This window comes from Microbacterium sp. STF-2 (assembly GCF_034650155.1).
Taxonomy (GTDB): domain Bacteria; phylum Actinomycetota; class Actinomycetes; order Actinomycetales; family Microbacteriaceae; genus Microbacterium; species Microbacterium maritypicum_A.
The window spans coordinates 1,302,022-1,318,856 of the sequence record NZ_JARKMW010000001.1; the positions used below are offsets into that span (position 1 = coordinate 1,302,022).

Sequence of the window (16,835 nt, forward strand, 5' to 3'; positions counted from 1 at the left end):
GCGCGCCGGATCACATCCCGGCGTGATCGAAGGCGATGGTCGGCACGTCGACCACGTGCGAGCCGCCGTCGGCGACGATCACCGCCCCCGTGATGTACGACGACTCCCCCGAGCCGAGGAACCGCACGACCGAGGCGATCTCGGCCGGTCGGGCGGGACGGCGCAGCGGCACGTCAGCGGTGACCTTCTCGTAGGCCTCCTCGCGGGAGCCGAGACCGGCGTGCGTGGCGAACTCGTCCATCTCCTCGTCGGCCATCGGCGTCTGCACCCACCCGGGGCAGACGGCGTTCACGCGCACGCCGTGCCGGCCGTAGTCCCGCGCGAGAGTGCGCGTGAGCCCGACCAGGGCGTGCTTGCCGACCGTGTACCCGGCGACGGAGGGTCCGGCGAAGAGCCCCGCGAGCGACGACACGATCACGATCTGCCCCTTCGCCTCGATCAGCGCGGGCAGTGCCTCCCTCGCCATCGTGAAAGCCGTGGTGAGATTCGCGCGGATCGCCGCATCCCAGCTCTCGTCGTCGGTCTCCCCCACCGGCGAGAATCCGTGGCCGCCCGCGTTCGCGACCAGCACGTCGATGCGCCCGAACCGCGCGAGCACGTCGGCGACGGCAGCCTTCGCGGAGGCGGTATCGGCCGCATCCGCGATGATCGGCAGGGCCCCGACCGCGCGTTCGACCTCATGCAGAGGCTCCGGGCGACGCCCGACGACCACGACATGCGCACCTTCGGCCGCGTATCGTTCGGCGATGGCGGCTCCGATGCCCGTTCCTCCTCCGGTGATGACGACGACGCGTCCCGAGACGGTCGATCCGACGACAGCTCCCATGTGTGCTCCTGTGTGTTCTGGCGCGCGTGCGCTGTTGCTGCCCGACGCGGTCGCGTCAGGCGGGGAATCCCGAACGGGCGGTGTACCCGAAGTCGCTGAGGATGCTGGTGCCGTTGACGGCCCTGGTGCGAGGCGACACGAGGTACGCGACGTGGGCAGCGACCTCCGCTGCGCTCTGCACCGGGAACGGCGGATCGTCGAAGGCCGCAGCGCCGAGGTCGCTCCGACTCATCGGAGTGTCGACGATCGACGGGGCCACCGTGTTCACCCGGACACGGGTGTCGGCGAGGTCGACGGACAGCGCGCGAGCGAACTGGACCAGAGCCGCCTTCGACGTGCAGTACGGCACCATGCCGGGCGACGCGACGAGGGCCGAGTCACTGGCGAGCAGCACCACGGAGGCGGCCTCCGCTTCGCGCAGCGCCGCCAGGGCGTGCTTCAGGACCAGGAACGACCCCGTCACGTTGACGGCGAGCACCCGATTCCAGATGTCGAGAGTGGTCTCCTCGATCGGCGTCCCCACCGGGCCGGACACACCGGCGCAGCAGACGACCGCGTCGAGCCTCCCCAGCGCCGCCACCCCGGCGTGCACGGCGGCCTGCACCTGGCCCTCGTCCGTGACATCGGCCACCAGGACCACCGCATCCGGGCAGTCGCGGGCCACGTCGTGCAGCGCCGCACCGTCCCTGTCGAGCAGAGCGACACGGACGCCCTCCGCAGCGAGCCCGTGGGCGGTGGCGCGGCCGATGCCGCCGGCCGCTCCCGTGATGAGGGCCGTCGTCCCCTGCAGCTGCAGATCCATCTCGTCCTCCGCACGCCGTCTGGCACCGGGCGGTGCGATCTGAGCACGGCGGTGTCGTCCCGGTCATCCTCCACCCCCTCACCGGCACCGCGAACGCTCGCCGAGCGGCTGTGCACGGTGACACCACCGTCCTTCGCTCAGGGTCAAGCGCCGCTGCGGCGGCGCGAGCAGACTCGCTCTATCGACGATTCCCCTCGTCGTCGATGCCGTGTCCGCACGGCCGTCACCAGCAAAGGAGCCGACGTGGCAGACCCGACATCTGCGTCCACGACGCAGAACCACACCTCCCTCCGTCCTGGCGCCCTCGGCGTCGCCGGAATCGTCTTCCTCGTCCTCGCCGCGGTCGCACCGTTGACCGGCATCGTGGTCGTGGCCTCGCTGGCCATCGCCCTCGGCAACGGCGGCGGCACACCCATGTCGTTCTTCCTGGTGGCAGGGATCCTGCTGCTCTTCGCGATCGGCTACGCGCAGATGTCGAAGCAGCTGGTCAATGCCGGCGGCTTCTACGCCTTCGTGGTGAAGGGCCTCGGGCGCACCGGTGGCCTGATCGCGGGTCTGATCGCCACGCTGGGCTACAACTTCTTCGTGGTCGGCACGATCGGCACGAGCGGCTTCTTCATGCAGACGATCATCCGCGACCTCACCGGTCTCGACGTGAACTGGCTGGTGTGGGGACTGCTGTCGATCGTGGTGTGCTTCGTCCTCGCTCGGATCGGCGTCGACTTCAGCTCGAAGGTTCTGGGCGTCTGCCTGGTGCTCGAGGTGCTCATGCTGGTCGTCTTCGACATCTCCGTGCTCGTGCAGACCGGCTACGACCTGGCGGCCTTCAGCCCCGAGGCCGTGTTCTCCGGGTCGCTGCCCATCGGCCTGCTGCTGGCGGCGACCGGCTTCCTCGGCTTCGAGGCGACCGCGCTGTTCAGCGAGGAGGCGAAGCAGCCGCTGCGCACGATCCCGCGCGCCACCTACACCTCGATCATCGCGATCGGCGTGATCCTCGGTGTCACCACGTGGGCCGTCGTCAGCGCGACGGGTGTCGCCCAGGCGCAGGCCACCGCCCTCGAACATCTGCCGACCGGTGACCTGATCTTCTCGATCTCGCAGCAGTACCTGGGTGGTCCGCTGACGACCCTGATGATGATCCTGCTCCTGGTGAGCCTGTTCGCGGCGATGCTGGCGTTCCACAACTCGGCGACCCGCTACCTCTACTCGCTGGGGCGCGCGAAGATCCTCCCGCAGGCACTCGCTCGCACCCGCGCGAACGGCGCCCCGCAGCTCGCCGGCATCGTGCAGGCCGGGTTCGCGGGCATCGTCGCGATCATCTTCGCGATCGCCGGCGCCGATCCGATCCTCACCCTCGTGCCGGCGATGCTCGGCTTCGGCACCCTGAGCGTGCTGATCCTGCAGGGGCTCGCGGCCATCTCGATCGTCGTGTACTTCCGCCGCCGCCAGGATCCGCGGTGGTGGAGCACCTTCATCGCCCCCGGCATCGGGTTCCTCGGTATCGCCGCGATCTCGGTCCTCGCGATCGTGAACTTCAACATCGTGGCGGGGTCCGAAGAGCTCGCGATCCGGCTGATGCCGCTGCTGCTGGTGCTCGCCCTCATCGGCGGCATCGTCTACGGCGCCTATCTCCGCCGCTCCAGGCCCGCCGTGTACGAGGGCCTCGCCACCGACCTCGAGAAGTTCAGCGACCGCTGACCTCCCCGCCCCCACCGACAGAAGGAACCACGAAGACCATGACGACGCTGAACCCCGCCGACACCTCCACCTGGCTGCCGCTGGAGGGCCTCGCCCCCGGTTTCGACGCCAACAAGGCTCCGCACAGCACCGCCCTCAGCGGCCGCGAGATCACGGTCGTCGACGCCCGCGGCACCCGTATCGTCCACCGGTTCACCGACGCCGCCGTGACCTGGGAGTACCAGCCGGGTGCAGAGGACGCGACCGAGGCGGCATCCGACACCGACGACTACGAGGCGTTCGAAGTCGATGCGGACCTGTATTTCGTGCAGTTCCACCACCGGTACCTGCCGAACGAGGCCGTCTCGCTGATCCTCGACCTCCGTCACGGTCGTGCCCTCGCGGTGATCTCCGAGATCCTCGCCGCGCCCGAGAAGGGGCGCACCCGGGTGCAGCACCACTTCGCCCCCGGCGTGATCGAGGGCGCCGAGGTCTCGGGTGCCGAGGCTGCACCGACGACGACGCTCATCGGGCGCCGCGTCGAATGGGTCTACAGCACCGAGCACGCCTACGAGCACGTGTACCTCTCGCCGCGCTGGTACTCGTGGCAGTGCCTCGCCGGCCCCGAGCGCGGCCTCGCCGACACCGACGAGAACAGCGTCTGGGAGGTGCGACCGGGTATCTACGTGTTCGCCTGGCGCGAGAAGGTCATCCCCTGCGCCTCGGTGACGATCGCCGATCATCGCGACGTCAACGCGATCCGCTCGCACGGCGTGCTGTTCGGCCTCGACGAGAGCGGTGAGGTGCCCACGCACTTCACCTTCGGTGCACACGGTCGACTGCTCTCCACCACGCTGCACACGCCGGAGCTCGAACCCGCGACCTTCGGAGACCGCTGACATGAGCGACGTCGCCGACCTCATCGTCACCGGATCGGTGATCCGCACCGCCGACCGGGCGAACCCGATCGTCGAGGCCTTCGCGGTCCGCGACGGCAGGATCCTCGCGGTCGGGTCGCGCGCTGACCTCGAGTCGTTCCGCGGACGCCGGACGCAGCTGCTCGACGTCGGCGACGCCGCGGTGTACCCCGGTTTCGTCGATGTGCACAATCACCATGCCCTCGCCGGGCGCACCGAACTGTTCGAGCTGTCGCTGGCACCCTCGCTCACGCGCGACGAGATCCTCGACCGGGTGCGCGAGAAAGCGGCCACCCTGCCGACGGATGCGTGGATCGTGGGCGGAGCGGTCGCCACGACGTTGCTGCCGTCGCTCGCGAACACCGCGAGCCGACGGCTGCTCGATGACGCGGCCGGGGGCCGTCCGGTGGTCCTCATGGAGGACTCACGACACAACCGGTGGGCGAACAGCCGGGCGCTGGAGCTCGCGGGGATCACTGCGGACAGCATCCCCGAGGCGGGCGTCACGCTGCTCGATCCCGACGACGGCACCCCCACCGGAGTGCTGCTGGAGGCTGCGGGTATCCCGGTGCAGGAGGCATACGACCGCAGCGGCGGCCTCACTGCCGCACAGCACGCGGCCGCGTCGCGCCGCGGCGTCGAGATCCTCAACTCGTTCGGGATCACGACGTTCCAGGATGCGGGCGTGTCCGTCGAGATCCTCGAAGCCCTGGCTGCGCTCGACCGTGCCGACGAGCTCGATGCCTGGGTCGTGTCGTCGTTGCTGATCAACGACGAGATCTTCGGTTTCGACCCGATCGGCGAGCCGCTGCTCGACCGCGGCGAGGAGTTCCGCACCGCGCACCACCGCCCGGACTTCGTGAAGATCTTCCTCGACGGTGTCCCGCCCGCCCGCACGGCGTCGTTCCTCGAGCCGTATCTCGCGGACGCCGCGCACGGCGCGCACTTCCACGGCGAGACCACCATGACCCTGGACGAGCTCATCGGGTGGCTCCGCTCCGTGGCGCAGCGAGGTCTCGGCGCGAAGGTGCACTGCACGGGCGACGGCTCGGCACGCCTCGTGCTCGACGCGGCCGCGCAGCTGCGCGACGAGGGCTTCACCACCCCCATCCAGATCGCGCACGGGCAGTTCCTGGCCGAGTCGGACATCCCGCGACTGCAGGCTCTGGACGTCTCGGCCGACATCTCGCCGTTCATCTGGTATCCGGGTGTGATCCCGCAGGCGCTGGCCGAGGTTCTCGGCGAGCGCGCGGAGCATTCCCAGCCGAACCGGGCACTGATCGACGCGGGAGCCCGCGTCGCCGGCGGCTCGGACTGGCCCGTGAGCGATTCTCCGAACACCCTCGAAGGTCTGCAGGGTCTCGTGACGAGAGCCGATCCGCTCGGCCGCGCACCCGGCACCCTGTGGCCCGAGCAGGCCATCACCGCCGAGGAGGCGTTGGAGGTCTTCACGATCAACGCCGCGACCGCGATGGGACTCGGCGACGAGACCGGCTCGCTGACCCCCGGGAAGTCGGCGGACTTCGTCGTGCTGGCCCGTGACGCGATCGCCGGCCCCGCCGAGGACATCGTGCGCACCGAGGTCATCTCGACCTGGTTCGCCGGACGTCGGGTGCACGGCGACTGAGAGGACGAGGCGTCGACACCGGATCTGTCCGGGGTCAGCCCTCGTCCCTCAGCCCTCTTACCTCAGCCCTTTTACCTCAGCCCTCGAGCACGAAGCGGGCTCCACGTTCGCCGATCATCGCGGCGGGGGCGTTGGTGTTGCCGGTGGGCACGGTCGGCATGACCGAAGCATCGATCACTCGCAGCCCTGCGATGCCGCGCACGCGCAGTTGCGGATCGACCACGGCCTGCGCATCCGTGCCCATGCGGCAGGTGCCGACCTGGTGGTGGTAGGTGATCGCGGTGCGGCGCACCCAGTCCTCCACTCCGGAGTCTGAGACCTCGGGGCCCGGGTACACCTCGACGGCGCCCCACTCCTCACCGAGGGCGGGGCGTGCTCCGATCCGACGGCACTGCCGCACGGATGCGGCCAGTGAGGCCACGTCACGGTCGTCCTCCAGCGCCGCCAGGTCGATGGCCGGCAGGTCCGCGAGCCTCGCGCCGGTGAGTCGGAGAGTGCCGCGGCTGTGCGGCGTCACGAGGCCGGCCATGAGGGTGAACCCGTCGTCGCCACGGGGCTCGAGCTCGCCCCACATGGGCACCGAGAAGTTGATCGGCTGCGTGTCGGGCTCGGCGAGGTCGTCGCGGCTGCGCCAGAAGAGGTGCGTCTGCGTCACGGAGACTCCCGGTTGCGGAGGCCCGACCGGGCGCCGCGTGGTGAAGATCACCGGCGACAGGAGGTGGTCGTGGAGGTTCTGCCCGACACCGGGCGAGTCCTGCACGACCGGGATGCCGAGCGCGGTGAGGTCGGCTGCCGGACCGATGCCGGAGCGCAGCAGGATCACGGGCGACCCGATGGCACCGGCCGAGAGGATGACCTCGTCCGCGAGGACCTCTTCGGACTCCTCCCCCTCCCCCAGTCGCACACCGACGGCGCGGCCGTCGCGCACGATGACCGAATGGACTTCGCGTCCGGTGACGATCGTCAGCTTCTCCGCGACGGGCTGCGCGTACGCCGTCCAGGTGTTGACCCGGCGGCCGTCGCGCATGGTGACCTGCTCCTGCGAGACTCCGTCGAGTGTGCCCGCGTTGTAGTCCGGGTTGTGCGTCAGTCCTTCCTGCACCGCGGCGTCGATGATCGAGGCCTGGATCGGCGAGAGCGGGTAGTCGTCGGTGACCGGCACCAGGTCGTTCTCGATGGCCTCGTAGACGGGCTCGACCTCGGCCCAGCCCCAGCCCTGGGCGCCGGCGCGCTCCCACGCGTCGTAGTCGGAAGCGGCTCCGCGCACCCAGATCATGGCGTTGAGGGCGTGGGATCCCCCGGTGACCTTGCCGCGCGGCAGATGCAGCCGACGGCCGCCCGCGTGCGTCTGGGGGACGGTGAAGTAATCCCAGTCCTCTGCGGAGTGCCAGAGTTCGCCCGCGCGGGAGGGGTCGTGGATGGCCGGGTTGGTGTCGTACCCGCCGGCTTCGATGAGGGTCACTGCGACGCCCACGTCCGCGAGACGACGCGCCACGATGGCTCCCGAGGTCCCGGCTCCGACGACGATGGCAGAGCGCACGGGTCAGGCCTTCCGGCCGGGGCCCGAGACGACCTGGGTGACGGCGACGGACTTGAGTCCCTCGACGCCGAACTCCAGCCCGTAGCCCGAACTCTTCACGCCGCCGAACGGCACCATCGGATGCAGTCCGCCGTGCGAGTTGATCCACACGGTGCCGGACTGCATCCGGGAGGCCGCATCACGCGCCGCCTCCGGGTCGCTCGACCAGACCGAGGCGCCCAGCCCCACGTCGAGGGAGTTCGCCAGCGCGAAGGCCTCGTCGACATCGCTGTATCGGATCACCGGCAGTGCGGGACCGAACTGCTCTTCCTGCACGAGCGCCGCGTCGTTGTCGATGTCGGCGACGATGGTGGGGCGGTAGAAGAGCTCCCCGAGTTCGGGGGCCGACTCTCCGCCGGTGACGATGCGCGCACCGCGACTCCTGGCATCGTCGACCAGGCGGCTGACGATGTCGAACTGTGCACGGTTCTGCAGCGGCCCCAGCACGTTGTTCTCGTCGAGTCCGTTGCCCATCGGCATGGAGCCGGCGATCGATGCCAGTGCGTCGACGACCTCGTCGTACACCGAGTCGTGCACGTACAGGCGCTTCATCGCGGCGCAGGTCTGCCCGGTGTTGATGAAGGCACCCCAGAAGAGGTCTTCGGCGATCGCCGCGACGTCGGTGCCGGGCAGCACGATGCCGGCGTCGTTGCCGCCGAGCTCGAGCGTCAGACGAGCGAGGTTGCCGGCCGAGCTCTCGATGATGCGGCGTCCGGTGGCGGTCGAACCGGTGAACATGATCTTCGCGATGTCCGGGTGAGAGGCGAGCCGCGCGCCGACCTCGCGGTCGCCGGAGACTCCGATCAAGACGTCGGCCGGGAGTACCTCGTTCATCACGGCGATCATCGCGAGCACGCTCAGGGGTGTGTACTCGCTCGGCTTCGCGACGACGGTGTTGCCCATCCGCAGGGAGGGGCCGATCTGCCAGATGCTGATCATGAGCGGCCAGTTCCACGGGCCGATGGCACCGACGACTCCGGCCGCCTTGTAGACGAGCTCGGCGTGCAGGGTCTCGTCGTCTACGAGGACCTGCGGCTCGATCGCCGTGGTGGCGTTGGTGCGCAGCCAGGCGGAACACGCGCCGAGCTCGAAGCGGGCGTTGGGACCGTTGAGCGGCTTCCCCTGCTCCCGGGAGAGCAGGTGGGCGAGGCCTTCGGCGTTGGCGTCGATGGCATCGGCAGCTGCGAGGAGAAGTGCGCTCCGCTTCTCGTGGCCGAGCGCCTCCCAGGCCGGTTGGGCGGCCTTCGCGTGAGCGATCGCATCGTCGAGGTCGTCGACCGACGCCACGGGGGCGCGCCCGATAACCTCACGGGTCGCGGCATCCGGGATGTCCCGGCCTGCGCCTTCCGGCGCCTGGATGCGGTCGAGCAGCGCAGCGGCTGCGGAAGCGGCGGAATCGGACATCGGGGACTCTCCTTCGAGCGTGGCGCGGGCCAGCGACAGTCGAGAAGCTGGTCGTCTTCTCATTGTCGACGGGCGTTCCTCACGGCGCTTGTCGCGGAGCGCGCCGCAGATGTCCGAGTGCGAAGGATGACACGATCGGGCTGACGCCGAGCCGCCGGCCTGATGCCGAGCCGCCGTGATGGTGCAGCGACACCGTCACGCGGCGATGTCGAAGCGTGCGCGCCCGCCGAGCCTCGGGGTTCGCGCAGGGTCGACGTATCGCGGCGGAATGAACCACACCCGCGCTCCACTCCCACTCCCGGCTCCGGTCCCGGTCCCACTCCCGGTTCCGGTCCCGGTCCCACTCCCGGTTCTGGTTCCGGTTCCGGTTCCGGGAGCGTCGATGCGGATCTCCCACCCGTTGTCGTGGATGCGATGGTGACACGTCTCACACAGCAGCACCCCGTTGGAGAGATCGGTCGGCCCGCGATCGCGTGTCCACCAGCGGATGTGATGCGCCCTCGTCATCTCCGGCGGCAATCCGCACATCGCGCATCCCCCGTCACGCTCCACCAACGCCAGCCGTTGCGCCCGGGTGAACAACCGTTTCTCCCGCCCCCAATCGAGCACCTCACTGTCCCCACCGAGGACACAGGGGATCACGCCGCCCCCGGCCGCCATCCGCCGCGCCGCCCCGACACTGACCGGCTGATCCACACCATCCACGGTCGCCGACCCGGTCCCGGCCTCCAGATCATCGAGACCCACCCGCACGATCACCGTCGCACCCGCCACCGGAACCCGCCGCTCACACCCGAGCACATGCGCGCAGAACACCGAAAGAGCATCTGCCTGGATCATCGGCACCGTCCGCCGATCCCCATCAGGAGCGCCCGCATCGGGAGCATCCTTCCGCGCGGCGAACACCGCCGTCACGAACCCCCGGATCGCCGTCACCACCGGCGCCGCGGTCTCCACATCGAGAACCGCGTTCAGATGCACCATCCCGTCCCGCTCGAACAGCGACAACGCCCGCCTGCCACGGCGCTCTTCCTCACGCGGCTCCACCCCATCCGGGTCAAGCCACGCCTCCACCCGCACCACGAGCGTGCGCACACCATCGAGCGCGAGCCCTGCCGCCTTCTCCACCAGCATCCGCTCCCCCTCAGCGACGCGCTCCACCCCCGCCACAACCCGGCACCGATCCAGCGCCGCGATGATCACCGCCGCCGCCGGAGCCCCCAGCACCCCCGCATCCAACGCCGCACTCACCAACGGATACCTCGCCGGCAGACGCACCCCCAGAAGATCACTCCGCGGCGCCGTCGCCTCACCCACCCTGACAAGACGCGACGCCTCACCCCTCGACACCCCCGTCGCGGCCGCGATCAACGTCGCCGGACTACGAAAACCCTGCTGCTTCGCCAGACTCTCCGCACCCAACTCCGCACGCGACTCCCGAGAGATACACGCCGCCACCGACACATGCACCGCATCCAACCGACGCCGCAACACCCCGATCGACGCACTCACCGCAATCAACTGCTCCCGCGACAACTCCCCCGAATCCCCCACACCCGCCCACACCTCATCCAAGCGAGACATCGCCTCGTGCAACGCGGTCAAATTCGACATACTCGATTTTACCGCGACCACCACCGACATTCGAAGCTATATTCGAATCCATGCCGGCATATCAGCGGTGACACGATCCCTCTCCTGTCCGACGTCGACAGCTCGCTCCCGTCCCGCTCTCGACCGCCATCGATTCCACACGCGCCGGGAATCCTGCACGCCGCCCTCGCGTTCTCCCCCTCGGACCCTCCACGAAAGGCCCCCGATGACAGATCGCCCTCGCCGTTCGGCATGGCCGCCCCTGCTGCTCGCGATCGCGCTGGAGGTCACCGCGACCCTCTCGCTTCGTGCGGCAGAGGGATTCACGCATCCGCTCTGGCTGATCGTCGTGGTTCTGGGCTACTCCGGCTCACTGTGGCTGCTGTCGGTGGTGCTCGATCGCGGCATGGCCGTCGGGGTCGCGTACGGCATCTGGTCGGCGATCGGAGTCGTGCTGACCGCTGTGCTCGGCACCGTGCTGTTCGGCGAACTGCTGGGGCCGGTGCAGATCATCGGCGTCGGCGTGATCGTGGTCGGCGTGCTGCTCGTCGAACTCGGTTCTCACACGCGCGAGACGACGGAGATCACCCCATGACCTGGCTGCTCCTCTCCCTCGCGATCGCCAGCGAGGTCACCGCGACGTTGAGTCTGCGCGCATCCGAGGGGCTGCGACGTCGCCGTTGGATCCCCGTGATCGTCGTCGGCTACCTCGCGGCATTCACACTGCTCGGCACGATCCTGGCGATGGGAATGCCGGTGGGCGTCGCCTACGGAATCTGGGCCGCCGCCGGCGTCGCACTGACCGCCGTGCTGGGACGGGTGATCTTCAAAGACCATTTCTCGAGCATGATGGCCGTCGGCGTCGCGCTCATCGCCGTCGGTGTGGGGATGATCGAGTTCGGCGGCGGGCACTGACGATCGCCAGCGCCGCCGACTGATCGAGCGCCCCGAACGGATTCAGTACTGCGCCGAGAACGCGCCGTCGGACTTCAGCAGTTGCCCGGAGATCCAGCGCCCCTCGTCCGACACGAGGAACTCCACCACCGCAGCCACGTCCGCCGGCTGCCCGAGGCGCCCGAGGGGCGTCATCCCGGCCAGACCCGTGCGCGTCTCGTCGTCCATCCAGCCGGTGTCGATGGGGCCGGGGTTCAGCACGTTCGCCGAGATCCCGCGCGGACCGAGCTCGCGCGCCGCAGAGATCACGAGGCGGTCGAGGGCGCCCTTGGATGCGCCGTACGGGAGGTTGCCGGTGACGTGGTCGCTGGTGAGCGCGAGGATCACTCCCCCATCGTCGCCGATCTGCCGCGCGAACGCGGCGATCAGCAGCAGAGTCGCCCGCGCGTTCACGGCGACGTGCAGGTCGAAGCTCTCGGCGGTCGTGTCGAGGATGCCCGACTCCACGTCGTGCGCGTGGCTCAGGATGAGGGCGGTGATCGGTCCGTGCGCGGCGGTGACCTCGGCGATCAGCGCCTCCGGTCCCTCGTGCGTCGAGAGGTCGGCCGGGTGGTCGGCATCGTGCAGGTCGCTGGTGACGACGGTCCATCCGGCGGCGCGCAGTCGAGGGACGATGCCGGCGGCGATGCTGTCGGCACGGGCGGCACCGGTGATCAGAGCGAGAGGCATGTCGCCACGCTATCGGAACCCGGAACTCCCCTCACGTCGCCAGGCACATCAGGGCGACCCCGGCGGCCAGCGCCCACGATTCGGTCGCGACCATTCGCGCGGTGCGCCCGTGATGGACGGGCTCGACGAACCAGTCCGCCACGACGGTCCACAGCACCACGCCGATCACTCCGGCGACGATCACGACCGACAGCAGCCCCGAGAGACCTCCGTGACCTCCGTGCGCCCCCGCACCGGCCTCTGGAGCCTCGCCTGTCACCGCACTCTCGAACGCGCAGACGGCGAGGAGCAGGGCGATGAGCGCACGGCGGAAGCACTCGCCGGCAGCCGAGGTTCCGCGCACCCCCACCGTGCCGAGCATGGCGGAGAGCAGCAGCACGACCCCCAGCCCCAGACCGACCATCGGGGCATCTCCGGCGAGCGCGGTCACGAGCATCGCGACCGCCATGACCAGCACGGCCTGCCGGCCCTGCCACGGCACGGCGCGCCCCGCGATCAGCGAGGCCACCGCCGCGACGACGGCCGCACCGACGAGCAACCAGGGCGCCGCCGGAACGAGATCATCCACACCCGAATCCTATTGACGTCGGAGCGCCCCGGGGCCGCGCCCGGCGTCCGGAATCAACGCCGCACGCGGCAGCCTGAATCAACGCCGCACGCGGCAGCCGGAATCAATGCCGCACGCGGCGTCCGGAATCAGCACCGCGCCCAGCGCCCGAGACGCAGGTGCGTGCCGAGATCAGGTGCGTATGAAGATCAGGCGAGTGCCGCGATCGCGTCGCGAAGGATGCCGTCGGCCTCGTCGAGGGCGGATGCCGCATCCTCGGGCGTCGCGTCGGCGGCGAGCATGAGGAGTGCGAGCTTGACCGAGCCGTCCGCCGCCTGCAGCGCCCCAGCCGCCTGATCGGTGTCGACGCCGGCGAGCTGCGACACCGTGCGGATGGAGCGGGCGTGGAGCTTCTCGTTCGTGGCCAGCAGGTCGACCATCACCCCTCGATACGTCTTGCCGAGGTTGATCATCGACAGCGTGGTGAGCATGTTGACGACGAGCTTCTGCGCGGTGCCCGACTTGAGCCGAGTGCTTCCGGAGATGAACTCGGGACCGGTGACGACCTCGATCGCGATCTCGGCGGCCGCACCGATCTCGGAATCGGCGTTCGAGGCGATCGCGACCGTGAAGGCGCCGACGCTGCGCGCGTAGGTCAGCCCTCCCACGACATAGGGGGTGCGGCCGGATGCCGAGATGCCGACCACCGTGTCGCTCTCCGAGAGTGCGAGCCTCCGCAGCGAAGCCTCCGCGGCGGTGTCGTCGTCTTCGGCGTTCTCCACGGCCGAGCGGATCGCGGTCTCGCCGCCGGCGATCAGACCGACCACCATCGAGGGATCGGTGCCGAAGGTCGGCGGGCACTCGCTCGCGTCGAGCACGCCGATACGGCCTGCCGTGCCGGCGCCGATGTAGATGAGGCGCCCCCCGCGCCGGAACCGCGCGGTGATGCCGTCGACGGCGGCCGCGATCTCCTCGGCGTGCTCGGCGACAGCCTCGGGCACCCGCCGGTCCTCGGCGTTCATGCGCCGGACGAGCTCAGCGGTGCCGAGCAGGTCGAGGTCGCCGCGCTCGGTCGTCGAGGCCTCGGTGTCGAGACGGTCGAGCACGGAGAGGAGGGCGGCGAGGCGGGAATCGTCATTCGGCACGGTGGACGAACCTTTCGTGGGGGAGGTCGGTGCGGCGTGCGAGCAGCAGCGCACCGTCGAGGGCGTCACCGCGCGCGGGGACGACCCGACGCCCGGCAGCCTGCAGGGAGGAGGTGAGGCACTCGCGGAACCACGAATGCGCGGCGAGTCCGCCATGGAGCACGACGTCGGCCGTGAGCGCGGACGCGGCGGACGCCGTCGCCGTGAGCAGTCGGATCCCCTCGGTGACGATCGCGCCGGCGACGACGTCGCCCGACTGCGCGGCGTCGAGGACGAGCGGGGCGAGCGTCGCGAGGCGCCGAGGGAGCGGACCGCCGCCCGCGAGCCAGGACTGGATGTCGGTGACCGCGCCGACGGGCTCGGCGATGGCCTCGGTGAGCACTGTGCCCGGCGCCAACCCGTCGTCGGCGCGCAGCACCGCACGCAGCGCTTCGCGCCCGAGCCACGAACCGCTGCCGAAGTCGCCGAGTTCCGGCCCCCAGCCGTCGATGAGCCGTGCGTCGTCGGCGTCGATGCCGAGCGCCGCCGCTCCGGTGCCCGCGATGAGGAGCACTCCCCCGGCCCCGTCGAGCGCACCTGCGTGGGCCGTGACCACGTCGGAGGCGACGGCCACCGCCGCACCGCTCGCGGCCGCGAGCCGGAAAGACAGTTCCTGCGCAGCCTCCGGCGCCATCCACGCCCCCGCGGCACCGACGCCGATCACGTCGAGCCGATCATCCTCGAGGAGCGGGAGGATGGCGTCGAACGCGCTGGCCACCCCGCCTGCTGCGGCCAGGCCGGGAGCGCCGACACCGTCACGTTCGATCCGGCCCTCGGCGTCGGAGACCAGGACACGACACCGCGACTTGCCGAGATCGACGGAGGCGCTCTTCTGCACGCTCATCGGCTCTCCTCGGATCGGCGGAAAAAGGCTATGAAAAGAGACTACATGCGAAGTAGACTCTGCAAAAAGAATTTTCACCGCACCGGCGGCACCGCACGATGGAGGACCGATGAGCATCCAGTCGACGATCGAAGCCGCGGCTTCCACGCTCACGCCGTCGCTCGCCCGCATCGCGCTGGTCGTCCGGGAGAACCCCTCGGTCGTCATCGACAACACGATCAACGAGCTGGCCGCGGAATGCGAGACCTCGGTCGCGTCGGTCGTGCGCTTCTGCCGCGCCATCGGCTTCAGCGGCTACGCGCCGCTGCGCATGGCCCTGGCCGCCGAGCTCGGCAAGGAGGCGGCGCAGTTCTCGGCACGCGGAGCCTACGGGTCGGAGATCTCCGACGACGACACCCTGCAGGAGGCGGTGTCGAAGGTCGCGGCTCTCGAACTGCTGGCGATCGAGGAGACCGTCGCCCGTCTCGACTTCGCCGTGCTCGAAGCCGCGGTCGATGCGCTCGACCGCGCCGACCGCATCCTCCTCTACGGGCTCGGCGCCAGTCGGTTCGTGGCCGAAGACCTCACCCACAAACTCCTGCGCGTCGGTCGGAACGCGCACATGCCGGCAGACCCGCACGAAGCCGTGGCCGTCTCGGTGCTCCCCACCGCCCTGACCGTCGCGATCGGCTTCTCGCACTCGGGCTCGACACTCGAGACGGTGCGCTTCCTGGAGACCGCACGCGCCAGCGGTGCCGCCACGATTGCTGTCACCTCGGCCAAGGATTCTGCCCTCGCGCGTGCGGCCGATCACCCGCTCTTCACCGAGGTGCGCGAATCGACCTTCCGCGCCGGTGCCATGGTGAGCCGCATCGCCCAACTCACGCTCGTGGACTGCCTGTTCATCGGCGTCGCGAAGCGTCGATACGCCGAGACCGTCGATGCTCTGCAGCGCACGGGCCAGGCCACCCGCGCCCTTCGCGGCTGAGGAAGGCGGCGGACGGACCACGCCGGTGCCGAACGCGAGCGAGCCGCCCCGACCCGAAGGTCAGGACGGCTCGCCGTTCCACGACGGTGAGCGTCGTGAAGAGGGTGCGTGTTACTGGTACGACTTCACGATCTCGAGGAGGCTCGGGACGTTGGCGTAGGCCTCAGCCGCGTTCTCCTTCGTGACGATGATCGGGTCGAGCAGGTAAGCCGGAACGACCTTCACGCCGTTGTCGTACTGCTCGGTGTCGTTGACGTCGACCTTCTCACCCTTCTGCAGCTGGCCGACCATCTTGATCGACTGCTCGACGAGGAGCGTGGTGTCCTTGTTGATCGTGGAGTACTGCACACCCTCCATGATCGACTTGACCGACTCGACCTCGGAGTCCTGACCCGTGACCACCGGGACCGGCTTGCCCGCACCCTGCACCGAGGTGATGATGGCGCGAGCGAGGGTGTCGTTCGGGGACAGGACGCCGTCCAGCGTCTCGGAGCTGTACGTCGACGTCAGGATCGAGTCCATGCGGCGCTGAGCGTTCTCCGCCTTCCAGCCCTCGGTCGCCGTCTGGGCGATCTCGGTCTGACCGGACACGACCTTCAGCGTGCCGTCGTCGATCTTCGGCTGCAGCACGTCCATCGCACCGTTGAAGAACACGGCCGAGTTCGCGTCATCGGGCGAGCCCGAGAACAGCTCGATGTTGTACGGAGCTTCATGACCCGCGCGCTCGGCGAGCCCGTCGAGCAGAGCCTGACCCTGCAGCTGACCGACCTTGAAGTTGTCGAACGCGACGTAGTAGTCGACGGCTTCGGTGTTCTCGATCAGACGGTCGTAGGCGATGACGGTGACGCCGGCGTCACGGGCGGCCTCGACCTGCGTCGCGAGCTGCTTGCCGTCCTTCGCACCGATGATGATGACCTTGGCGCCACCGGTGACCATCGCCTGGATCTGGTTCTGCTGCTCGGCGACCGTGTTGCTGGCCGGCGCGTACTGCACGTCAGCCTTGAACCCGGCCTTCTCCAGGCCGTCCGTGAACAGCTGACCGGCGAGGACCCAGTTCTCCGAGGTCTTGTCCGGAAGGGCGACGCCGATCGTGGCATCGGCGGCGAAGCCCTTGGCCTCGTCCCCCGATCCGGAACCGGTGTCACCGCCGCGCTCCGAGGAGCAGCCGGTGAGGGCGAAGGCGCCCGCGACGACAAGCGCTGTCGCCGACAGAAGAATCTTCTTCATGTGATCTCTTTCTCTGGT

Annotated in this window: 16 protein-coding genes; 6 read left to right on the forward strand and 10 right to left on the reverse strand. The window is 69.6% G+C overall.

The annotated features are described in order from the left end of the window. Positions 1 to 10: 10 nt before the first annotated feature. The gene (locus MicroSTF_RS06180) at positions 11 to 826 is read right to left on the reverse strand and encodes an SDR family NAD(P)-dependent oxidoreductase (protein WP_021200037.1); all 816 of its coding nucleotides are present in this window, start codon (positions 824 to 826) and stop codon (positions 11 to 13) included. A 55-nt stretch (positions 827 to 881) separates the two neighbouring features. Beyond that, a complete protein-coding gene (locus MicroSTF_RS06185) occupies positions 882 to 1,628 on the reverse strand; it encodes an SDR family oxidoreductase (RefSeq protein WP_322954265.1) in 747 nt (248 codons plus the stop codon). A gap of 243 nt (positions 1,629 to 1,871) precedes the next feature. On the opposite strand from MicroSTF_RS06185, the gene MicroSTF_RS06190 reads away from it, so the two are divergent. Genes MicroSTF_RS06190 through MicroSTF_RS06200 form a run of 3 tightly spaced genes read left to right on the forward strand, consistent with a single transcriptional unit; the run spans position 1,872 to position 5,849 of the window. Beyond that, entirely contained in the window at positions 1,872 to 3,326 is a 1,455-nt protein-coding gene (locus tag MicroSTF_RS06190) for an APC family permease (RefSeq protein WP_021200035.1), read from the forward strand. Between the two features lie 38 nt (positions 3,327 to 3,364). Then, positions 3,365 to 4,204, forward strand: a complete 840-nt coding sequence (locus MicroSTF_RS06195) for a molybdenum cofactor biosynthesis F family protein (RefSeq protein WP_322954267.1) — start codon at positions 3,365 to 3,367, stop codon at positions 4,202 to 4,204. A gap of 1 nt (position 4,205) precedes the next feature. Next, positions 4,206 to 5,849: an amidohydrolase gene (locus tag MicroSTF_RS06200; protein WP_322954269.1), complete on the forward strand. Its 1,644-nt coding sequence runs from the start codon at positions 4,206 to 4,208 to the stop codon at positions 5,847 to 5,849. A 76-nt stretch (positions 5,850 to 5,925) separates the two neighbouring features. On the opposite strand, the gene MicroSTF_RS06205 is transcribed toward MicroSTF_RS06200, so the two are convergent. From MicroSTF_RS06205 to MicroSTF_RS06215, 3 genes are all read right to left on the reverse strand, one after another. After that, on the reverse strand, positions 5,926 to 7,389 hold the full coding sequence (locus MicroSTF_RS06205) for a GMC family oxidoreductase (protein ID WP_322954271.1): 1,464 nt from the start codon (positions 7,387 to 7,389) through the stop codon (positions 5,926 to 5,928). A gap of 3 nt (positions 7,390 to 7,392) precedes the next feature. Further along, the gene (locus MicroSTF_RS06210; RefSeq protein ID WP_322954273.1) at positions 7,393 to 8,832 is read right to left on the reverse strand and encodes an aldehyde dehydrogenase family protein; all 1,440 of its coding nucleotides are present in this window, start codon (positions 8,830 to 8,832) and stop codon (positions 7,393 to 7,395) included. Positions 8,833 to 9,027: 195 nt separating this feature from the next. Continuing rightward, positions 9,028 to 10,476: a DUF222 domain-containing protein gene (locus MicroSTF_RS06215; RefSeq protein WP_322954275.1), complete on the reverse strand. Its 1,449-nt coding sequence runs from the start codon at positions 10,474 to 10,476 to the stop codon at positions 9,028 to 9,030. A 175-nt stretch (positions 10,477 to 10,651) separates the two neighbouring features. Between MicroSTF_RS06215 and MicroSTF_RS06220 the strand changes: the two genes are divergently transcribed. Then, positions 10,652 to 11,020, forward strand: a complete 369-nt coding sequence (locus MicroSTF_RS06220) for a DMT family transporter (protein ID WP_029259636.1) — start codon at positions 10,652 to 10,654, stop codon at positions 11,018 to 11,020. Beyond that, positions 11,017 to 11,340: a DMT family transporter gene (locus MicroSTF_RS06225; protein WP_029259635.1), complete on the forward strand. Its 324-nt coding sequence runs from the start codon at positions 11,017 to 11,019 to the stop codon at positions 11,338 to 11,340. Before MicroSTF_RS06220 ends, MicroSTF_RS06225 begins: the two co-directional genes overlap by 4 nt. A gap of 42 nt (positions 11,341 to 11,382) precedes the next feature. Here the strand turns inward: MicroSTF_RS06225 and MicroSTF_RS06230 are convergent, their stop codons facing one another. From MicroSTF_RS06230 to MicroSTF_RS06245, 4 genes are all read right to left on the reverse strand, one after another. After that, entirely contained in the window at positions 11,383 to 12,048 is a 666-nt protein-coding gene (locus MicroSTF_RS06230; RefSeq protein ID WP_021199875.1) for an SDR family oxidoreductase, read from the reverse strand. 31 nt (positions 12,049 to 12,079) lie between these two features. After that, the gene (locus tag MicroSTF_RS06235) at positions 12,080 to 12,616 is read right to left on the reverse strand and encodes a hypothetical protein (RefSeq protein ID WP_029259633.1); all 537 of its coding nucleotides are present in this window, start codon (positions 12,614 to 12,616) and stop codon (positions 12,080 to 12,082) included. A gap of 188 nt (positions 12,617 to 12,804) precedes the next feature. Beyond that, the gene (gene murQ, locus MicroSTF_RS06240; RefSeq protein ID WP_029259632.1) at positions 12,805 to 13,740 is read right to left on the reverse strand and encodes an N-acetylmuramic acid 6-phosphate etherase; all 936 of its coding nucleotides are present in this window, start codon (positions 13,738 to 13,740) and stop codon (positions 12,805 to 12,807) included. Beyond that, positions 13,730 to 14,623: an N-acetylglucosamine kinase gene (locus tag MicroSTF_RS06245; RefSeq protein ID WP_322954281.1), complete on the reverse strand. Its 894-nt coding sequence runs from the start codon at positions 14,621 to 14,623 to the stop codon at positions 13,730 to 13,732. Before MicroSTF_RS06245 ends, murQ begins: the two co-directional genes overlap by 11 nt. A 109-nt stretch (positions 14,624 to 14,732) precedes the next feature. On the opposite strand from MicroSTF_RS06245, the gene MicroSTF_RS06250 reads away from it, so the two are divergent. Then, positions 14,733 to 15,590 (forward strand): MurR/RpiR family transcriptional regulator, encoded by an 858-nt coding sequence (locus tag MicroSTF_RS06250; protein ID WP_029267042.1) that lies wholly within the window; start codon positions 14,733 to 14,735, stop codon positions 15,588 to 15,590. 111 nt (positions 15,591 to 15,701) lie between these two features. On the opposite strand, the gene MicroSTF_RS06255 is transcribed toward MicroSTF_RS06250, so the two are convergent. Further along, the gene (locus tag MicroSTF_RS06255; protein WP_021199880.1) at positions 15,702 to 16,817 is read right to left on the reverse strand and encodes a sugar-binding protein; all 1,116 of its coding nucleotides are present in this window, start codon (positions 16,815 to 16,817) and stop codon (positions 15,702 to 15,704) included. Between the last annotated feature and the right edge of the window lie 18 nt (positions 16,818 to 16,835).

Coding starts and splice junctions, on each gene's coding strand:
- MicroSTF_RS06195 (WP_322954267.1), top strand. CDS start 3,365: ATGACGACGCTGAACCCCGCCGACACCTCCACCTGGCTGCCGCTGGAG.
- MicroSTF_RS06215 (WP_322954275.1), bottom strand. CDS start 10,476: ATGTCGGTGGTGGTCGCGGTAAAATCGAGTATGTCGAATTTGACCGCG.
- MicroSTF_RS06245 (WP_322954281.1), bottom strand. CDS start 14,623: ATGAGCGTGCAGAAGAGCGCCTCCGTCGATCTCGGCAAGTCGCGGTGT.
- MicroSTF_RS06250 (WP_029267042.1), top strand. CDS start 14,733: ATGAGCATCCAGTCGACGATCGAAGCCGCGGCTTCCACGCTCACGCCG.
- MicroSTF_RS06225 (WP_029259635.1), top strand. CDS start 11,017: ATGACCTGGCTGCTCCTCTCCCTCGCGATCGCCAGCGAGGTCACCGCG.
- MicroSTF_RS06210 (WP_322954273.1), bottom strand. CDS start 8,832: ATGTCCGATTCCGCCGCTTCCGCAGCCGCTGCGCTGCTCGACCGCATC.
- MicroSTF_RS06200 (WP_322954269.1), top strand. CDS start 4,206: ATGAGCGACGTCGCCGACCTCATCGTCACCGGATCGGTGATCCGCACC.
- MicroSTF_RS06230 (WP_021199875.1), bottom strand. CDS start 12,048: ATGCCTCTCGCTCTGATCACCGGTGCCGCCCGTGCCGACAGCATCGCC.
- MicroSTF_RS06220 (WP_029259636.1), top strand. CDS start 10,652: ATGACAGATCGCCCTCGCCGTTCGGCATGGCCGCCCCTGCTGCTCGCG.
- MicroSTF_RS06180 (WP_021200037.1), bottom strand. CDS start 826: ATGGGAGCTGTCGTCGGATCGACCGTCTCGGGACGCGTCGTCGTCATC.
- MicroSTF_RS06185 (WP_322954265.1), bottom strand. CDS start 1,628: ATGGATCTGCAGCTGCAGGGGACGACGGCCCTCATCACGGGAGCGGCC.
- MicroSTF_RS06255 (WP_021199880.1), bottom strand. CDS start 16,817: ATGAAGAAGATTCTTCTGTCGGCGACAGCGCTTGTCGTCGCGGGCGCC.